The organism is Allomuricauda sp. ARW1Y1 (genome assembly GCF_013407935.1).
GTDB lineage: Bacteria > Bacteroidota > Bacteroidia > Flavobacteriales > Flavobacteriaceae > Flagellimonas.
This window is the reverse complement of sequence record NZ_JACBZU010000002.1, coordinates 428,703-448,173: the sequence shown is the minus strand read 5'-3', so window position 1 is coordinate 448,173 and position 19,471 is coordinate 428,703. Positions and strand designations below refer to the sequence as shown.

The following is a 19,471-nucleotide window of genomic DNA, read 5'->3' as shown; positions in this document are numbered from 1 at the left end:
CTCTTGCGCATGAACTTATTCTCTGTTAACATTTTTTGGGAGGATGGTCCGACCCTTTTTTTCTATTTTGAGTACCTTTGAGGTTGTAGCGATAAGGAAACCATGCGAAACCCTTTAAAACTTAGAAAAAACAAGAGCTTCGATTACTCCCCAAGATATTACAAGGGAGAGGGGAATCCTTATAAAATAGAACACAAGCTTGATAAATTCAGGACTACGGCACATGCCAACAAAGGTCTTAAAAACAAGGTCACCTCTGCAATGGACGATTTGCAGACCGAAGGGGACAAAAACCTAAAGCTGCGTTTTTGGATTATTGTGGCCGTGTTGGTATTGCTATTCCTGTTTATCATCGATTTTGACCTTTCAATATTCCTAAATCCATAATGGCGGATATAATTAAACTTTTACCGGACCATGTCGCTAACCAGATAGCCGCAGGGGAGGTGGTCCAACGACCTGCTTCCGTGGTAAAGGAACTGTTGGAAAACGCCATTGATGCCGGGTCCACCGCGATTAAATTGATTATTAAGGACGGAGGTAAAACGCTTATTCAAGTAGTGGACAATGGCGTGGGCATGAGTGAAACGGATGCTCGACTTTCCTTTGAACGTCACGCCACCTCCAAAATATCATCCGCCCAAGATTTGTTCAATTTGCAAACCAAGGGGTTTCGAGGAGAGGCATTGGCATCCATTGCCGCCATTGCGCATGTGGATATGCAGACTCGTACGGCAGACACCGAAGTGGGCACCCACATCAAAATTGAGGGCAGCAAAATTGTGTCCCAAGATGTAGTGGCCACTCCTCAAGGCACCTCCATATCGGTCAAAAATTTATTTTTTAATATTCCTGCCCGGCGTAATTTTTTAAAGTCGGACCAAGTAGAACTTCGCCATATTACCGATGAGTTCCATCGCGTAGCCCTAGTACATCCGAATATCGAATTTCACTTTTATAACAACGGTTCAGAAATATTCAATCTGCCCATTTCCAAGCACCGGCAACGTATTGCCCATATTTTTGGCAGTAAAATGGATGGCCGGTTGGTTCCCGTAAACGAGGAGACCGAAGTGGTCACCATTTCTGGCTTTATCTGCAAACCGGAGTTTGCCAAAAAGAGTAGGGGAGAACAATTCTTTTTTGCCAATAACCGGTTTATCAAAAGCCCTTATCTGCATCACGCCGTGGTAGCGGCTTTCGAGGGTTTGATCAAATCCGACGTGTATCCTGGATACTTTTTGTTTCTTGAGGTTGACCCATCATCCATTGACATCAACATCCATCCCACTAAAACGGAGGTAAAGTTTGATGATGAAAACACACTATACGCCATTTTAAGGTCTACCATTAAGCATAGCTTGGGGCAATTTAATGTGGCCCCAGTTTTAGATTTTGACCACGACCCCAATTTGGATACGCCCTATTCCTATAAAGAAAAGGGAGCCGTGCTTCCAAAAGTGACGGTGGATGCCAGTTTCAATCCGTTTGAGGACACTACAGCCAAAAGGAGACCTTCTGGAGGTGGTTTTCAAAAACAGAGTAGCAAGGGCTGGGAAAATCTCTACGAGGGCCTCGGCCAACAAAGTGATGCTGACGGTTTCAGCAGTGTGGTGATCGAATCGGAAAATGACACACAGGGTACGTTGTATTCCGAAGAAAGTGTTGAGGAACATTTGGCCAGTACCTTTCAGCTACGAAGAAAATATGTGGTAAGCACCGTGAAGTCCGGAATGTTGGTGATACACCAAAATAGGGCCCACGAGCGCATTTTGTTTGAAAAGTTTCTGGGCGAGATTACCGTAAAGGAAGGTGTGAGCCAGCAACTATTGTTTCCGTTGGAACTGACCTTTAGCAAGCAGGAATTGACCATTTTGAAGGAAATTGAAGAGAGCCTGACAAATATTGGCTTTGCTTTTGAAAGTTTGGAAGAGGAGACTGTAAAAGTGACAGGCGTTCCCATGATGGTTCCAGAGAGCGGAATTGGCACGGTATTGGATCGTTTGATTTCGGATTATAGGGAAGGCTTTGCCGATGGCTCCATTTCGCAGGCTGAAATGTTGGCCAAGGCCCTGAGCAGAAATTTGGCCGTTCGCACGGGAGATGTGTTGGATCAAGAGTCCCAATTGACTTTGGTGAACAATCTTTTTGCTTGCAAGGAACCTACGCTGAGCCCTTTTCAAAAAATAACATATACCATTATCTCCGAAGGAGATATTGATAAAAAATTCAACTAGATGGGTAGAATGACCGAGGCAGTAAAACATTTGTTGATCATTAACGTGATCCTGTTTTTTGCCACACAATTATATGGGGACCAAATGTACCAATGGCTATCGTTATGGTTTCCAAAAAATCCAAATTTTGAGTGGTGGCAGGTCGTTACCCACATGTTTATGCATGGCAACCTGATGCATATTCTCTTTAATATGTACGCACTGTGGGCCTTTGGGACACCATTGGAGCGAATGTGGGGCAAGAACAAATTTTTGTTTTTCTATTTTTCCGCAGGATTGGGCTCTGCTGCATTGCATACAGGGGTGAACTACTTTTTGTTCAACGAGGGAATGAGCGCTTTGGAAGCGGCTGGAATTGCACGGACCCAGGTATTGGATATCATTGCCAACGGACAATACAGTCCAGGATGGTACGATATTGTGGGCAAGAGCACAGTGGATAGTATGTTAATGGCCTTCAATACCCCAGCGGTAGGCGCTTCCGGTGCCATTTATGGTATATTGGTAGCCTTCGCCTTTATGTATTCCGAAGCCAAATTGATGCTGATATTTTTACCTGTCCCGATCAAAGCAAAGTATTTTGTACCTATTTTGATTGCCGTAGATTTGATTTTCGGTATAGGAAATGTAAATACTGGAGTGGCACATTTTGCCCATATTGGCGGAGCATTGATAGGATTTATTATGATGTGGTACTGGAAAAAGAACCAGTTCAACAATAATCGATGGGATTAATTTATGATGAACGGAGGACTTCGATACCAGTTTGCTAGGCTGAGCATTGCGGAAAAACTGATAGCCGTTAACGTACTTATATTTTTACTTGACGGTCTCTCAGGTGCGTTGTTGGGCTATTCTTTCTCGAAATGGTTCCACTTGCCAAAGGATTTTTTCGAGTTTTTGGTACAGCCGTGGTCGTTGGTGACCTATTCTTTTTTCCACGCGGGTCTGGGGCATATTTTTTGGAATATGATTATCCTCTATTTTGCCAGTAGGCTTTTCTTGAACCTGTTCGATGAACAACGCTTTATCAATGTCTACTTTTTGGGGTTGATGTTGGGCGGACTTCTATTTTTGCTTAGTTATAATGTGTTTCCCACCTTGGTCAATTCCAATACGGCATTGGTAGGGGCTTCGGCAGGAGTAAACGCCGTTTTGATATTTGTTTGCGCCTACATTCCCAATCAAGAGGTGCGGGTGATTTTCTTTAATATCAAACTGTGGTACATTGGAGTGGCCTTGGTAGTCAAGGATTTGGTACTTATTGGCATGGGTGATAACATTGGTGGGGGTATGGCCCATTTGGGCGGAGCTTTCTTGGGTTATGTGTATGCCCGTCAACTTTTCAAAGGGAACGATATTGGGGCTGGGTTTACGACGATGAGGAACGGTATTGCCAACCTATTCAAACCCAGAGAGAAGAAGGCCCCTATGAAAACGGTGTACAAAAACAGGACATCGACTACCAGTAAGGCCGATTATGACAAGCAGGCCAAGCAGAAGAAAATAGATTCCATCTTGGACAAAATCAGTAAATCTGGTTACGAAAGCTTGTCAAAGGAAGAAAAGGACTTTTTGTTCAAGGCCGGTAAGGAAGACTAAAGTGTGAAAAAATCTACCTCCATATTTGATAGGGTGGTCTATGCAATCAATGTATTGTTTGCGCTGCTTTTAATCGTTACGGGTCTTATTTCCTATGTTCCGCTACAATTTTTTGCGGCCATTTCGGTATTGAGCTTGGTCGTGCCTTTTCTTTTTGCTCTGAATGCCTTGTTCTTTTTGTATTGGGCGGTACAGCTTAAACGAAAGTTTGTGCTATCCCTACTGGCGATGGTGCTCGGCTACTGGATGTTTGGACCGTTTTACGGTTTTGATAAATCGGAATCCTACCAAAAAACAGCTTCTGACTTAAAAATCATGTCCTACAATGTTTGGGGCTTTAACAAGAATGGATGGATGCCAGAGACGGGTATGGGAGATAGCATTATTGAGCTTGTAAAAAAAGCAAATCCTGATATTCTTTGTATTCAAGAGCATAGCAGACTACGGAATAAGCAGCTACAACAATACCCCTACCGTAGTGAGACACCACGCTCTGAAAGGCGTGCCACTCAAGCTATTTTTTCCAAATACCCCATAATCGGCAGTGGTTCCTTGGAATTGCCCACTACCCAAAACAATATTATCTATGCCGATATTTTGTTTCAAGAAGATACCATACGCGTTTATAATTTGCATCTGCAGTCTTTTAAACTCAAGCCCAGCGCAGATAACTTTACCGATGGAGAAGAATCGGAGAGAACTTATAAAAGACTGGTTGCTACCTTCTCCAAGCAACTGGAACAGGCGGAGATTTTTAGAGAACATTTTAATAAAAGCCCCTACATCAATATGGTTTGTGGAGATTTTAACAATACCCAATTTTCCAATATCTATAAAATCGTGAAAGGGGATTTGCAGGATAGTTTTATGGAAAAAGGAAAGGCATGGGGGCGAACGTACAACTTTGTAAAATTACCTCTCCGTATTGACTATATCCTGGCCGATGAAAACTTCGAGGTACTTTCCCATCAAAACTTTGACCAACACTTATCCGATCACTATCCGGTTATGGCCACCTTACGATTGACATCACATCAATAGGCAATCCATGGAATCTGCGATAATATGGATGATCAAAGCCAATCCGATTATCCGGGTAGGTTTAAAAAACGGTAAGATGGCATAGAGGGCAATGGCCCAATAACTGTGCAGGAAGTGAAACCCTACGCTGCAGCGCTGCGGGTCAAAAAGGGGGTCGGCCCATAAATGATCAACATCAATCAGGATTCCAGCTAGAAGAATCAATGTAACCTTGATACGGTTACCCTTAAAAAACCAGAACGCAATGAGTATGGGCACCAAAAAATGAATGCCATAATGGATAAAGTGCCTAAGCATGTTGCAAATCTAAAGGGAAATCTTTCAGGTAGTCGAGGGCATTGGTACCTTCATTGAACAACAGGTCCAGAATGCTCAAGTTGGGAATAAAGCCATGTCGTTCTTCAAATACCTGCGGGTAGGGCTCCATAGACCAGTCTTTTTCTTTTTTGGCCTCTACCAAAAAACGGGCATCGAAGTAAACTTCTGGTCGCACTTCGTAAATCGTGGTTTTTTCATGCGGTACGGCAATCCCTATGCATTCTGCAACGGCTTCAATGGTCTTTAGATTGAAATCATAGAGTGCATCCTCATCTCCTTCATAAAGCGGTTTGATGTCATCTTCATAAAATTCAAAAAAAGGAGAGGTTCTGTAAGCCGTTTCCAAGGTCCTCCAGTGTTCCTTTTTCCAATTGTAGCTATTCTCGGTGGTGACATCTGCATATTTTTGACGCCCTTCTTTCCCTCCAACATGCTGAATGGGAATATTGAGCATATGCTTGCCCTTGTCCGTAGCAATGTAGCAACGGTTGCGGTAGGTCTGTTTTTGAAAATTGTCCTTCGCCTCCCAAATCACCTCATGCTGGACAATAGCCGCAAAGGTGGCAATACTTGGAAAATAGGAAGGGTGGACAAGAATTTTCAAGGAACTTCGGTTTTATAATCTTATGCGTTTTTCTTCTTTCGTTTTCGGACGAAATCAAAAATGAACCAAGCGGCCAAAAGTCCGATGAAGTACCAGAAATAGGAAACAGGTTGGCCACTTCCGCCAACGGTGGTGAACACACGGTCCCATCGCACTCTCCAATTGGCGATACCTTGCCTAAAATTGTCAAAACTCATCCAAAGGAATACGGGCTTGCCCACAATGTGGTCTGCCGGAACATACCCCCACGTCCTGCTGTCCTCGGAGTGGTCGCGGTTGTCTCCCATCATCCAATAGTAGTCTTGCTTAAATGTGTACGAATTGGCTTCTTCGCCATTAATAAACACTTTGGTTCCGGTAACCTTTACCTCGTTGTGCTCGTAATCGCGAATGATTTTCTTGTACAAGGGAATAGTCCTCGAATTGATGGCTACGGTAGTTCCAGCTTTTGGAATGTAAATAGGACCAAAGTTGTCGTTGTTCCAAGGATATAGATTGGGTTTTTGTGGAAAGGTGTTTCCTCCGTACATGCCTTTGGGCTCTACAGTTTGAACCACGGAATCAATAGCGGGATTATTTCTGAGCGCCGTCACCATATCGTGGGTGAGGTTCGCCATTCGGGAACGCGGTTTTTCTTCGCTAAGGGAAAGCCTTAATTGACGGATAACCTCGGTAGGGATTCCCTGCTCCTGTGTGAACAATTCAATTTTGCCATCTCCAGCTGGCCTTCCACCTGAAATAAAGGGAGCCAAAGCATTGTATTGCGCTTCATTGATGTTAGTAGCGATATATTTGCGGACATAATCTGATGCGTCCACTTCTTCCAAATATCTACTGGAGACGCCATTTTTAGCGTAAATTTTGTAAACGTACATCGGTTTTGCCCTGTCAGACAGTTGAAGCTGTTCCCCGTTGATGTAGACATATCCGTTGATGACTTCCAAAGAATCCCCAGGGGTTCCCACACATCGTTTTACGTAGTTCGATTTTTTGTCGATGGGCTTGATGACCGCTTTTTGTGCCTTGAAAAACTGATACAAGGTATCCGCTGGCAAACTAAAGACGACAATATCGTTTTTCTCCACCTTTTCAAACCCGGGCAATCGCATGTATGGCAATTGTAGTTTGTTGATCCAAGAAGTTTTGTAGGTATCTGGGTTAACGTCGGCTAAATATGAGCGGGTTTTGAGCACAGGAAGTGTATCGTGCACCATGGGGGCAGCCAAGGTGGTCATAGGTACGCGAGCCCCATAGTGGAACTTGCTCACAAACAAGAAGTCGCCCACACGAAGTGTACGTTCCAAAGACCCTGTGGGTATCACGTAGGGTTGTATAAAGTAGGTATGGACAAAGGTTGCTGCCACTATCGCAAATACGATGGAACTGACCCATTCTCCCAAACCTGTTTTTGGTTTTAGGCTGCGGTCTTCAATGTATTGTACATCTTCTGCGTAGTTGATATAAAAAATGTAAAAGCCAAGTGTCAATATCACCAACCAGGTGTCTACCAACGAGTTTTTGCCAAAGCTTCGGATGGTTTCCACCCATACCACGGGGAACATCAATAAATTGATGATGGGAATGAACAATAAAATGACCCACCACGAAGGCCTGTTGATGATTTTCATCAAAATAATCCCATTATACACGGGTATGGCGGCTTCCCATGCCTTTCTTCCGGCTTTAACGTAGAGTTTCCAAGTTCCCAAGAAATGGATGACCTGAATTATCAGAATAAAAATAATCCACTGAATTCCGTCCATAATACATATTTCTTTGTTAGACTCTCGGCCTAAATTGTTGTTACGTTTTTTAGCTTAGGTTTAACACGTCCTTCATGGTGAACACACCTGTTTTTCCCTGAATCCATTCGGCTGCGATAACCGCACCCAATGCAAAACCTTCCCTGTTGTGCGCTTCGTGCTTTATCTCGATGGTGTCCACAGGGCTTTTATAAAAAATGGTGTGCGTTCCCGGTACCATGCCCTCCCTGATGGATTTTATTGGGATGGTTTTGTCGTCGGATTCATCTAGTTTCCAGTTTTCGTAGGAACTGTTCTCGATAATGCCTTCGGCTAAAGTTATGGCCGTTCCGCTCGGTGCATCCAGTTTTTGGGTGTGATGTATTTCTTCCATGGAAACATGATATTGCTCCACGGTCGACATCATTTGGGCCAACTTTTTATTGAGTTCAAAAAAGAGATTAACGCCCAAACTGAAGTTGGAGGCATAGATAAAAGCACTCTTGTTTTCTTCACAGATACGCACCGCTTGTGAAAACCGGTCCAACCACCCGGTGGTGCCGCTGATTACCGGTACCTGGTTTGTAAAGCAGTTGGTAATGTTGTCAAAAGCAGCTTCGGGGGTACTGAAATCAATGGCAACGTCCATGGAGCTGTAATCCACATCTTGTTTGGGGTCATCAATTTTTGCTACAATGGTATGGCCCCGTTCTTGAGCGATTTGCTCGATCATTTTTCCCATTTTGCCATATCCGAAAAGAGCAATCTTCATACGCTAAAATTTTATCACCATGGCCATGCCATAGTTAAGGTCGTTGGTAAATGGATTGATGTCTATTACGGGGTTAAAATCCACCGCCAAATCATCACTTACATTATATTGCTTTAAATGGGAATCCACGTTGGCATCGATGATGTTCAAGGCGTAGAGTGCTATGGTAATCACCAAGGCCAGGTCCCTGTCCCGTTGCGTATTTTCTTGTGCCGATTGCAAGGCTTCGGAAGACACATCCGGACCAACGCCATCCCCGTTCAGGTCAAAGAACTCGTCGTCCTCAAAGCCGGCCAGCCGCCGTTTAAACGCATTTCGGGCTCTTCTATATTCGGTGTTGTTGAAGGAGTACACATAAATACCGGTTCCCATGGCTCCCCAAACGATAGGTGCTTTCCAATATCGCTTATTGTAAATTTGACCAAGACCGGGCAGAATAGCAGAATAGAAGGCAGCTTTGCTGGGCGCTAGCGGATTGATGTTTTCTTGCTTTGTAACCTCTTCAAAAGTGACCCCTTTCCCTTTCATGTTTTGTGTAAGGGAGTCTGCCTCTTGGGTCTGCTGAGGTTGCTTTTCGTTTTCCTTTTTCTCTTCTTCTTGAGAAAAACCTAACTGCAACCACAAAAAGGAAAAGAGCAGTAAAAGGAGGTTTTTATTCACCTGTCAATAATTTTTTGATACGCTTAAAGTCTTCTTCCGAGTGGAAGGGTATCACAATTTTTCCTTTTCCGTTTTTGGATGTGGTAATATCTACTTTGGTCGCAAGCCGTTCTTTAATGGAATCAAGACTTTTGGAAACGAATTCGGGTACGTCCTGGGTGGATTTTTTCTTGACTGAACCTGCACTTTCAGGTTCTTTTCTTGCTTTCACCAGTTGCTCCGTGGCCCTTACGGACAAACCTTCGGAAACCACTTTCTCGTAAATGGCGATCTGGTCTTTTTTCTTATCAATATTGATAAGCGCCCTACCATGGCCCATGCTGATGAACCCATCACGCATTCCCGTTTGGATAATAGGGTCCAACTTCAGCAGACGCAGGTAATTGGTAATGGTTGAACGCTTTTTGCCCACACGATCGCTCAATTTTTCCTGCGTGATTTCAATCTCATCAATAAGTCGCTGATAGGACAAAGCGATTTCGATGGGATCCAAATCTTGCCTTTGGATATTCTCCACCAAAGCCATTTCCAAGGATTCTTGATCGTTGGCAATGCGGATATAGGCAGGAATGGTTTCCAATCCCACCAACTTGGAGGCACGGAACCTACGTTCCCCAGAGACCAGCTGGAATTTGTTGAAATCCAGTTTTCGTACCGTAATGGGCTGTATAATGCCAAGCTCGCGAATGGAACTGGCCAGTTCTTCAAGGGTTTCGTCGTTAAAATTGGAACGTGGCTGAAAAGGATTGACTTCAATGGAATTGATGTCCAGTTCTACTACATTTCCAATAACCTTGTCCGCATTTTTATCCGAAACTGATTTAATATCGTTGTCCGGATCATTCAAAAGAGCGGACAGGCCTCTTCCCAACGCCTGTTTTTTTGTTGCTTTCGCCATCTAAACTTTCTCCTTGTTTTTCTTCAAAATTTCGTTGGCCAAGTTAAGGTAATTGGAGGCACCTTTGCTACTGGCATCATATTTTATGATGCTTTCGCCATAACTTGGGGCCTCGCTCAGCCTAACGTTTCTCTGGATGATGGTATCAAAAACCATATCCGCGAAGTGCTTTTTCACTTCTTCAACCACTTGGTTGGAAAGTCGTAACCTAGAATCGTACATGGTCAACAACATTCCTTCGATGTCCAAATCGTTGTTATGTATTTTCTGTACACTTTTTACAGTGTTCAATAACTTTCCAAGGCCTTCCAAGGCAAAGTACTCGCATTGAATCGGGATCATTACCGAATCGGCTGCGGTAAGCGCGTTCAACGTGAGCAATCCCAAAGACGGCGCACAGTCGATCAATACAAAATCGTACTTGTCACCCAGATTCTTCAGGGCTTCTTTCATCATATATTCCCTGTTGTCCTTGTCCACCAATTCGATTTCGATGGCCACAAGGTCAATGTGAGCAGGGACTAGGTCAACATTCGGGGAATCTGTGGTAACCGTTACTTCTTCAACGCTCATGGTATGTTCCAGAAGCTGGTAGGTTCCGTTTTCCATGGAATCCACATCAATGCCCAATCCAGAGGTAGCATTGGCTTGGGGGTCTGCATCAATCAGCAGTACTTTTTTTTCCAATACGCCCAAAGAGGCTGCAAGGTTAACCGTAGTGGTCGTTTTTCCAACACCACCCTTTTGGTTTGCTATTGCAATAATCTTGCCCATTTCATAGTAAGTTAGGCGTTAAAAATACGATTATTTAAGATGCGATAAAATGTAATTTGTTAACAGGGGGTGAATAAACCTGCTATGCTGCGTTAAATAAAGTTAAACTTTTAGGCACAAGATGGTTACGAATCCTAATCCAGAAGGATGTTCAGGATTTCCGTGGCCGCATCGGCAATCTTCGTACCTGGTCCGAATACTGCCACCGCACCATTGTCCAGCAAATGTTTGTAATCCTGCTTCGGAATTACCCCTCCAACAATCACCATGATATCTTCCCGACCGTATTTTTTGAGTTCTTGAATTACTTCGGGAACCAAGGTTTTATGTCCACCTGCCAAGGAGGAAATCCCGAGCACGTGTACATCGTTTTCCACGGCCTGTTTGGCCACCTCGGCGGGAGTCTGAAATAGAGGACCAATATCCACATCAAAACCAAGGTCGGCGTAGCCAGTGGCTACCACTTTGGCGCCACGGTCATGACCGTCTTGACCCATTTTGGCCACCATTATCCGTGGTCTACGCCCTTCCTGTTCGGCAAAGGCATCGGCCAACTTACGGGCATTTTCAAAACTTTCGTCGTTTTTGATTTCTTTGGAATACACTCCGGTAAAGGATTGGATTTTTGCTCTATAGCGTCCAAAGGCACTTTCCATGGCATTGCTGATTTCGCCTAGCGTAGCACGTTCTTTGGCAGCTTCAATGGCTAAAGCTAACAAATTTCCACGGTCGGTGTTGTTCTCGGAGGCTTTTTTGGCTGCTATTCGAATGGCTTCTAGGGCCTGTTCTACTTTTTCAGAATCTCTTGTGCTGCGGATTTGTTCCAAACGTGCCATTTGCTGCTTGCGTACTTTGGCATTATCCACTTCCAAGATTTGCAGCTCTTCTTCGTTTTCCAGTCGGTATTTATTGACGCCAACAATGACATCTTGGCCACTATCGATACGTGCCTGTTTTTTGGCTGCGGCTTCCTCAATCCGCATTTTGGGGATACCTTTTTCGATGGCTTTGGTCATTCCCCCTAATTTTTCTACCTCTTGAATCAGTTCCCAGGCATGTTCAGCAATCTCATGAGTCAATTCTTCTACTTTTTGACTACCGGCCCAAGGATCTACGGTTCGGGTAATATGGGTCTCTTGTTGCAGATAGATTTGCGTGTTGCGTGCAATACGCGCCGAGAAATCTGTGGGTAAGGCAATGGCCTCGTCCAAAGCATTGGTGTGCAGGCTTTGTGTGCCACCAAAGGCAGCAGCCATAGCTTCAATGGTGGTTCTGGCTACATTGTTGAAAGGGTCCTGCTCGGTCAAACTCCATCCGCTGGTTTGACTATGGGTGCGGAGCATGGAGGATTTCTCGTTTTTGGGGTTGAACTGTTGCAACAACTTGGCCCAGAGCATTCTTCCTGCTCGCATTTTGGCGATTTCCACAAAGTGGTTCATCCCAATTCCCCAGAAAAAGGAAAGCCTTGGTGCAAATTCATCGATTTTGAGACCTGCCTGTATCCCGGTTCGAATGTATTCCACCCCATCGGCCAAAGTGTAGGCCAACTCCATGGATGCCGGGGCTCCGGCCTCATGCATGTGGTAGCCCGAAATACTGATGCTATTGAAACGGGGCATGTTCTTGCTGGTAAACTCAAAAATGTCCGCTACGATTTGCATGGATGGCGTTGGCGGATAAATGTAGGTGTTACGCACCATGAACTCCTTTAAAATATCGTTTTGTATGGTCCCGGATAGCTGTTCTATGGAAACGCCTTGTTCCAAACCCGCAACGATATAAAAGGCCATTATGGGGATTACCGCACCGTTCATGGTCATGGAAACAGACATTTTATCCAAGGGGATACCGTTGAACAAAATCTTCATGTCCTCAATGGAATCTATGGCAACACCAGCTTTACCCACATCACCGACAACTCGGTCGTTGTCGGAATCATACCCACGGTGGGTGGGTAGATCGAAAGCTACGGAAAGCCCTTTTTGTCCAGCTTCCAGGTTTCTTCTGTAAAACGCATTGCTTTCCTCGGCGGTTGAAAAACCTGCGTATTGGCGAATGGTCCAAGGCCGGCGAACATACATGGTGGAGTAGGGGCCGCGCAAAAAGGGAGAGATGCCTGCTGCGAAATTTTCGTGCTCGTAATTTTGGGTCTCGACAGCGCTCGAACTGACAGCCAATTCCAGTTGTTGAAGGTTTTTTCTACTCATTTTGAACAATTTCTATTTTCCAATTTTCCCTTTTAGGTGAGTTTTCTATTAAAAAATAAATCCCACCAATGTTCAATGCACTACCAATTAAAAACAGATTCCCAGCATTAGCCGATTTTACCAATCCAAAAGTGACTACTTCAGTTGATAACAACATCATGGAATATATTGATAGACTTGCGCCTACAACTAATGCAATAGCCCCAGCGATTACTTTACCATCTCCTGAAAGACGTATTCTTTTGATTTTTTTCAATGAAATGTCGATGTTTCCAATATTTAAAGTTTCGTTGTCCAAGATGGTAAACTTACCTTTATATTTTTCTCCATTGTGAGTTATTATTTTCACTCTTCTTCCTTCGTTGTAAAATTTAGTCCGCTTGATTTCTCCGTTTTCCATTTTAGATAATTTCAAGGCATTTTCTTGAGCCAAGGATACTGTCGATACCATAAGCATTAATATAATTATCGTTGTTTTTAAGTAGGTGTAGTTTGGGTAATTCGGATTTGGATTCATTTCATATGGTTTAAGTGTTTTCTATGTTCAATCTTTTTTGTTCGGAAGTTTCAGCTAATCTTCTCGCAATAATGGGTTCAATGATGGTTTTTCTCGCTTTGGTCTTTACAAAGGGGTAAAGCTCGAGACTGTCCTTCATCCGATCTTCAGGATTTTGGTAGGTATTGGTACCCAACGAAACAATTTTTCCCTCATCAAAAAGCTGTTGTTCCTTTTCGGCGCTCTCCTTTATTTTTTGTTGGATGGTTCCCTTCTTCAACCCATCCAAAAATCCACCTCCTTTTTCCAATTGCTTGAAAAGGGAAAGGGCTTTTTCTGCCAATTGGTGCGTAAGTGATTCGATGTAATAGGAACCTGTTGCAATTTGGGATGCTCCGGCCAGATAACTTTCTTCTTTCAACAGCAACAATTGATTTCGTGCAATGCGTTCCCCAAATTCGTTGTCTTTGTGGTAGAGGGCATCATAGGGTAGATTACAAACCGTATCCGCCCCGCCCAATACTGCCGACATGCATTCCGACGTGGTTCGGAGCATGTTCACATTGTAATCGTAAATTGTTTTGTTGCGCTTGGATGGAATTGCCAGGATATGACAATCGCTTTTGATGCCATATTCCGATGCCAAACTGGTCCAAAGCCACCGCAATGCCCTCAATTTGGCTATTTCAAAGAAATAGTTGCCGCCCACAGCTACGGTAAAGGTAACTGGGAAAGACTTCTCGAGTCCGCTCGAGGAGACATGGTTAAGATACTCATTGGCATGGGCCATGCCATAGGCCAGCTGCTGTACCATGTTGGCACCCGCATTTTGATAGTGTGAGATATCGATTCCTGCCAATGAAATATCCGAAGTACCGAGCTTCACTAAATAATCAAAAATGTCGTGGTCTTTCTCTAATGTATGGTACCAGTTGCCCTCTTTGGCCAAATGTCCGATAATGTCGACGTTCAAATGGGCTTTTGCATTTTTGCTTTTGAGGAGAGACACTAATTTTTGGATGGGTTCCAGGGCCAAAAACTCAAAGTTGAAATAGAGTTGGATGTCTTTCAGAATTATTCCCGACAACAAAGCGTCAAAATCGATTTCCTCATTGGGAACCGTAAAAATCAAACTTTCCACCCCTTTCTTTAGGATTTCCTGAGCTTTGGCATTGGCTTTTTGCGCATCTCCCGCATAAATGGATTGACCAACAGACCAATCATGGTTCTTGGGTAGAGGATAGGTGGGAATGTTCTCCAAATCCTCCTGATGGTAGAACGGTTTTACGTTGATGCCTTCCAAAGATTCCCAGACCAAGGCTTCGTTGTAATCGGCACCTTTAAGGTCCATCTGGATTTTTTGTTTCCACTGCTTGGCGCTAACCTCGGGGAATTCACTAAATAGGCCGGATTTAGTCATCGTTTTTATGCTTTAGGCTGTCTTCGTACTCGATCAAGAATATTTCTTCGTTGTCCTTTTTCATGTAATATTTTTCGCGGGCGAGTTTTTCCAACTCCCTTTCATCGGACATCTTTTTCAAGATTTCCTTGTCCTTGGCAATCTCGTTTTTCAGAAACTCTTTTTCCTTCTCTAACTTATCGATTTCATTCTCCAGTTCCAAATGGATCAAAAGGGAATTGGTATCAAAAAAGGCCATCCAAATCACAAAAATGGTCAGTACCAAAATGTACGTATTGGTCATGATCTTAAACCATTTCTTTTTTCTCCATTCCTTTAAGCCCATGCTACGCGAGTTTATTGTTGATAATGGTCCTTACAATGTCCACGGCCACCGTATTGTAGTGGTTGTTCGGGATAATGATGTCGGCAAACTCCTTCGACGGCTCTATAAATTGAAGGTGCATGGGTTTTACGGCAGTTTGATACCGCGTAAGCACTTTCTTCAAGTCATGCCCCCGTTCTTGCGTATCCCTTTGCAGCCTTCGTATCAAACGTTCGTCCGAATCGGCATGTACAAAAATCTTAATATCGAACATATCCCTAAGCTTAGGGTTACTCAGCACCAAAATGCCCTCCACGATCATCACTTTTCTGGGTGGAGTGGGAATGGTCTCTTTCATCCGGGTCTCTTCCACAAAGGAATAGATGGGGGTATCGATGGTTTTTCCTTCTTTCAACAATTGGATATGCTCAATCAAAAGGTCAAAGTCTATCGAATTGGGGTGATCAAAGTTTACCATGGCCCTTTCTTCCTTGGTCATATGGGAAAGATCGTTATAATAGGAATCTTGGGAAATAACCCCAACTTCGTTTGTGGGCAACTGCTCCACAATCTGGTTCACTACCGTAGTTTTACCGCAGCCCGTGCCGCCTGCAATCCCTAAGATCAGCATAGTTCAAATTTTGGCATCAAAAATAAACAAATGATTACATCTCCTGCCCAATTACGACACAACATAGTTAAGGAAGATTAAGATAGCAATTAATGATCATTGTCATAATTATTGGTTTCGATTGGCCATAGCTTTGTATGAATTCTAATGCAATACCCTTATATTTATCAAGCTAACCAATGGAAATTTTTGATATGAATGATTCTTATTCGGTCAAGGTTGGGGATGACTTTGACTTTACACTTTCCAAGGATACGATTTCTTCGTTGGATTTGATCAGGACTGATGATGGGGCCTATCATTTATTGAAGGATGGCACATCGTACCACGTAAAGATCCTGGATTCCCACTTCAATAAAGGAACCTATACCATCAGCATTAACGGTAGCGAATACGAAACCGCTATACAGACCCCTTTGGATGAACTGATCAAAAAAATGGGTTTTGCCGTGAATGCGGGAAAAAACATCGACTCCATTTCAGCGCCCATGCCGGGATTGATTCTGGATATTTTGGTGGAAGAAGGACAGGAGGTGAACGAAGAGGACCAATTATTAATCTTGGAGGCGATGAAAATGGAAAACATCATCACCTCGCCTCGACAGGGGGTAATCAAAAGCGTTAGCGTATCCAAAGGCGACGCCGTAGAGAAGAAACAATTGTTGATCGAATTTGAATAAAGCAACATGAAAAAAATATTGATTGCCAACCGTGGCGAAATCGCTGTTAGGGTGATGAAGACCGTCAAAAAAATGGGAATAAAAACCGTTGCGGTTTATTCGGAGGTCGACAGAAACGCTCCCCATGTATTGTTCGCCGACGAAGCCGTCTGTATCGGCGAAGCACCCTCGAACAAATCCTATCTCAAAGGGGACAAGATCATTGAAGTGGCCAAAAAACTCCAAGTGGATGGCATCCATCCCGGTTATGGTTTTTTAAGTGAAAATGCTGATTTTGCCGAAGCCGTCGAAAACAGCGGAATTACCTTTATTGGTCCAAAATCCAAGGCCATCCGAATTATGGGAAGCAAACTAGCGGCCAAGGAAGCTGTAAAAGCCTATGATATTCCCATGGTTCCCGGTATTGACGAAGCCATTTCGGATGTGGCCAAAGCCCATGAAATTGCCAACGAAGTTGGTTATCCCGTATTGATCAAGGCCTCTGCCGGAGGTGGAGGAAAGGGAATGCGTATTGTGGAAAAAGCGGAAGATTTGGAATCCGGAATGAAGCGGGCCATTAGTGAGGCCACTTCCGCCTTTGGCGACGGCTCCGTTTTTGTGGAAAAATATGTGACTTCGCCCAGGCATATCGAGGTACAGGTAATGGCCGATACCCATGGGAATGTGTTGCACTTTTTTGAAAGGGAATGCAGCGTGCAGCGGCGTCACCAAAAGGTGGTGGAGGAAGCGCCTTCTGCCATTTTAACGCCCGAATTGCGCAAAGAAATGGGCGAAGCGGCCTGTAAAGTGGCCAAATCCTGTGACTATATTGGTGCCGGTACCGTCGAATTTTTGATGGACGCCGACCATAATTTTTATTTCTTGGAAATGAACACCCGTCTGCAAGTGGAGCATCCAGTGACTGAATTGATCACTGGGGTAGACTTGGTAGAGTTGCAGATAAAAGTGGCCCGTGGCGAAGAATTGCCCATGAAGCAGGAAGACCTTACCATAAATGGACACGCCGTGGAACTTCGGGTATATGCCGAAGATCCTTTGAACGACTTTTTGCCCAGTGTTGGGAATCTGGAGACCTATCAACTTCCCGTGGGAGAGGGAATTCGGGTGGACAACGGTTTTCGGGAAGGAATGGATATCCCCATTTACTACGATCCCATGCTTTCCAAGCTGATTACCTATGGTAAAACAAGAGAGGAAGCGATTGAACTGATGCTGGACGCCATTCAAAATTATAAGGTGAAAGGAGTACAGACAACCTTGCCTTTTGGCAGCTTTGTGTTTGCCCACGAAGCCTTCCGTTCTGGGAATTTTGACACCCACTTTGTAAAGAATTATTACGCTCCCGAAATGATAAAGGAACAAACAAGCAACGAAGCGGAAATTGCCGCCATGATTGCCCTTCATCAATTTTTGGAAGACAAGAAAATAGTACGATTACCTTCAAACTGAATCCATGGATCACAAAATAAAAGAACTACAGGACAGAATTGCACAGGCCCATTTGGGCGGTGGTGAAAAACGCATCGAAAAGCAACATCAGAAGAAAAAATTAACGGCCCGGGAACGCGTGCTCTACTTTTTGGATGAAGGCTCTTTCGAGGAAATGGGCATTTTGGTGACCCATCGTACCACCGATTTTGGCATGGATAAGGAAATGTACTATGGCGATGGTGTGGTGACCGGCTACGGAACCGTAAATGGACGGTTGGTGTATGTGTATGCGCAAGATTTTACCGTTTTTGGGGGAGCGCTTTCAGAAACCCACGCAGAAAAAATCTGTAAGGTGATGGATTTGGCCATGAAGGTAGGTGCACCCGTTATCGGACTCAATGATTCGGGGGGAGCCCGGATACAGGAGGGAGTACGATCGCTAGGCGGTTATGCCGATATTTTTTATCGAAATGTACAGGCATCAGGGGTGATTCCACAGATTTCGGCCATTATGGGACCTTGTGCCGGTGGGGCGGTATATTCGCCCGCCATGACCGATTTCATCATCATGGTGGAAGAAACCAGTTATATGTTCGTGACAGGGCCCAACGTGGTCAAAACGGTAACCAACGAGACCGTGACTTCTGAAGAATTGGGCGGTGCCAGTACCCACGCTGTTAAATCCGGGGTGGCGCACAGGACTTCGGCCAATGATGCCACATGTTTGGATGATATCAGAAAACTTTTGGACTATTTACCGCAGAACAATAAGGAAACCACTCCGCTATTGCCATACGAGCTTGGTGATGAAACCCGTGAGGAACTGTCCAGCATTGTTCCCGACAACCCCAACAAGCCTTATGACATGCACGATGTGATCAATGGAATTATCGATGGGGATTCCTTTTATGAAATCCATAAAGATTATGCGGAAAATATCATTACTGGCTTTGCCCGATTGGGTGGACGAAGCATCGGGATCATTGCCAACCAGCCTATGTTCCTGGCTGGGGTGCTGGGAGTGAAAAGTTCGCGAAAAGCAGCCCGATTTACCCGTTTTTGTGATTCGTTCAATATTCCCTTATTGGTCTTGGTGGACGTCCCAGGATTTTTGCCCGGAACGGACCAGGAATGGAGCGGGATTATCGTACATGGTGCCAAATTGCTCTATGCTTTGAGTGAGGCAACGGTGCCCAGAGTTACCGTAATTACCCGAAAAGCCTATGGTGGCGCCTATGATGTGATGAATTCCAAACATATCGGTGCCGATTTCAACTATGCTTGGCCGAGCGCTGAAATTGCAGTAATGGGAGCAAAAGGCGCGAGTGAGATTATTTTTAGACGTGAAATTGCCGCAGCCGACGACCCAGAAGCCAAACTCAAGGAAAAGGAAGCGGAGTATGCCAATAAGTTTGCAAACCCCTATAGGGCCGCGAAGCGTGGTTTTATCGATGAGGTGATTCTGCCCAAAGATACCCGAAGCAAATTGTTGAAGACGTTTGCCATGCTGGAAAAGAAAGAGGTGCAAACCCCATGGAAAAAGCATGGGAATATTCCGTTGTAAACTCGGCAAGTGATCAAACTTTAAGGTTGACACGAATGACACGGATTTTCTCGAAAACCTTAGTTTTTAGATTTTCCGAGGGCTGACAGT

20 protein-coding genes are annotated in these 19,471 nt (G+C 44.3%); 8 read left to right on the top strand and 12 right to left on the bottom strand.

Features of this window, described 5'->3' with window-relative positions; translation table 11 throughout:
- Window positions 1-102: 102 nt before the first annotated feature.
- The 5 genes from GGE08_RS06755 to GGE08_RS06735 are packed head-to-tail and all read left to right on the top strand — an operon-like array spanning window position 103 to window position 4,880.
- Entirely contained in the window at window positions 103-387 is a 285-nt protein-coding gene (locus GGE08_RS06755) for a riboflavin synthase subunit beta (RefSeq protein ID WP_179384135.1), read from the top strand.
- A complete protein-coding gene (gene mutL / locus GGE08_RS06750) occupies window positions 387-2,237 on the top strand; it encodes a DNA mismatch repair endonuclease MutL (protein ID WP_179384134.1) in 1,851 nt (616 codons plus the stop codon). The genes GGE08_RS06755 and mutL overlap by 1 nt, the downstream gene beginning before the upstream one ends.
- Entirely contained in the window at window positions 2,238-2,972 is a 735-nt protein-coding gene (locus tag GGE08_RS06745) for a rhomboid family intramembrane serine protease (RefSeq protein WP_179384133.1), read from the top strand.
- 3 nt (window positions 2,973-2,975) lie between these two features.
- Complete coding sequence (locus tag GGE08_RS06740) at window positions 2,976-3,839, top strand: rhomboid family intramembrane serine protease (RefSeq protein WP_179384132.1); 864 nt, start codon at window positions 2,976-2,978, stop codon at window positions 3,837-3,839.
- A gap of 3 nt (window positions 3,840-3,842) precedes the next feature.
- Window positions 3,843-4,880 (top strand): endonuclease/exonuclease/phosphatase family protein, encoded by a 1,038-nt coding sequence (locus tag GGE08_RS06735; protein ID WP_179384131.1) that lies wholly within the window; start codon window positions 3,843-3,845, stop codon window positions 4,878-4,880.
- Here the strand turns inward: GGE08_RS06735 and GGE08_RS06730 are convergent.
- The 12 genes from GGE08_RS06730 to udk form a co-directional block, all read right to left on the bottom strand.
- Window positions 4,869-5,177, bottom strand: a complete 309-nt coding sequence (locus GGE08_RS06730) for a DUF6122 family protein (RefSeq protein ID WP_179384130.1) — start codon at window positions 5,175-5,177, stop codon at window positions 4,869-4,871. The genes GGE08_RS06735 and GGE08_RS06730 overlap by 12 nt on opposite strands.
- A complete protein-coding gene (locus tag GGE08_RS06725; protein ID WP_179384129.1) occupies window positions 5,170-5,802 on the bottom strand; it encodes a WbqC family protein in 633 nt (210 codons plus the stop codon). Before GGE08_RS06725 ends, GGE08_RS06730 begins: the two co-directional genes overlap by 8 nt.
- Before the next feature lie 20 nt (window positions 5,803-5,822).
- Window positions 5,823-7,565 (bottom strand): signal peptidase I, encoded by a 1,743-nt coding sequence (gene lepB, locus GGE08_RS06720; RefSeq protein WP_179384128.1) that lies wholly within the window; start codon window positions 7,563-7,565, stop codon window positions 5,823-5,825.
- Window positions 7,566-7,614: 49 nt separating this feature from the next.
- The gene (gene dapB / locus GGE08_RS06715) at window positions 7,615-8,316 is read right to left on the bottom strand and encodes a 4-hydroxy-tetrahydrodipicolinate reductase (protein WP_179384127.1); all 702 of its coding nucleotides are present in this window, start codon (window positions 8,314-8,316) and stop codon (window positions 7,615-7,617) included.
- A gap of 3 nt (window positions 8,317-8,319) precedes the next feature.
- A complete protein-coding gene (locus tag GGE08_RS06710) occupies window positions 8,320-8,976 on the bottom strand; it encodes a DUF5683 domain-containing protein (RefSeq protein WP_313790887.1) in 657 nt (218 codons plus the stop codon).
- Window positions 8,969-9,874, bottom strand: a complete 906-nt coding sequence (locus GGE08_RS06705; protein WP_179384126.1) for a ParB/RepB/Spo0J family partition protein — start codon at window positions 9,872-9,874, stop codon at window positions 8,969-8,971. The genes GGE08_RS06710 and GGE08_RS06705 overlap by 8 nt, the downstream gene beginning before the upstream one ends.
- A complete protein-coding gene (locus GGE08_RS06700; RefSeq protein ID WP_179384125.1) occupies window positions 9,875-10,648 on the bottom strand; it encodes a ParA family protein in 774 nt (257 codons plus the stop codon).
- Between the two features lie 134 nt (window positions 10,649-10,782).
- Window positions 10,783-12,855, bottom strand: coding sequence for a methylmalonyl-CoA mutase (gene scpA, locus GGE08_RS06695; RefSeq protein ID WP_179384124.1), 2,073 nt, complete (start codon window positions 12,853-12,855; stop codon window positions 10,783-10,785).
- Window positions 12,848-13,372, bottom strand: coding sequence for a hypothetical protein (locus GGE08_RS06690; RefSeq protein ID WP_179384123.1), 525 nt, complete (start codon window positions 13,370-13,372; stop codon window positions 12,848-12,850). Before GGE08_RS06690 ends, scpA begins: the two co-directional genes overlap by 8 nt.
- A gap of 10 nt (window positions 13,373-13,382) precedes the next feature.
- Complete coding sequence (locus GGE08_RS06685) at window positions 13,383-14,771, bottom strand: methylmalonyl-CoA mutase subunit beta (RefSeq protein WP_179384122.1); 1,389 nt, start codon at window positions 14,769-14,771, stop codon at window positions 13,383-13,385.
- Entirely contained in the window at window positions 14,764-15,096 is a 333-nt protein-coding gene (locus GGE08_RS06680) for an FtsB family cell division protein (RefSeq protein WP_179384121.1), read from the bottom strand. The genes GGE08_RS06685 and GGE08_RS06680 overlap by 8 nt, the downstream gene beginning before the upstream one ends.
- Window position 15,097: 1 nt before the next feature.
- Complete coding sequence (gene udk / locus GGE08_RS06675; protein WP_179384120.1) at window positions 15,098-15,706, bottom strand: uridine kinase; 609 nt, start codon at window positions 15,704-15,706, stop codon at window positions 15,098-15,100.
- 194 nt (window positions 15,707-15,900) lie between these two features.
- Here udk and GGE08_RS06670 point away from each other — a divergent pair, with 194 nt between their 5' ends.
- Genes GGE08_RS06670 through GGE08_RS06660 form a run of 3 tightly spaced genes read left to right on the top strand, consistent with a single transcriptional unit; the run spans window position 15,901 to window position 19,381 of the window.
- Window positions 15,901-16,386: an acetyl-CoA carboxylase biotin carboxyl carrier protein subunit gene (locus GGE08_RS06670; RefSeq protein ID WP_179384119.1), complete on the top strand. Its 486-nt coding sequence runs from the start codon at window positions 15,901-15,903 to the stop codon at window positions 16,384-16,386.
- 6 nt (window positions 16,387-16,392) lie between these two features.
- Complete coding sequence (gene accC / locus GGE08_RS06665) at window positions 16,393-17,835, top strand: acetyl-CoA carboxylase biotin carboxylase subunit (protein WP_179384118.1); 1,443 nt, start codon at window positions 16,393-16,395, stop codon at window positions 17,833-17,835.
- A 4-nt stretch (window positions 17,836-17,839) separates the two neighbouring features.
- A complete protein-coding gene (locus tag GGE08_RS06660; RefSeq protein ID WP_179384117.1) occupies window positions 17,840-19,381 on the top strand; it encodes an acyl-CoA carboxylase subunit beta in 1,542 nt (513 codons plus the stop codon).
- Window positions 19,382-19,471: the final 90 nt, after the last annotated feature.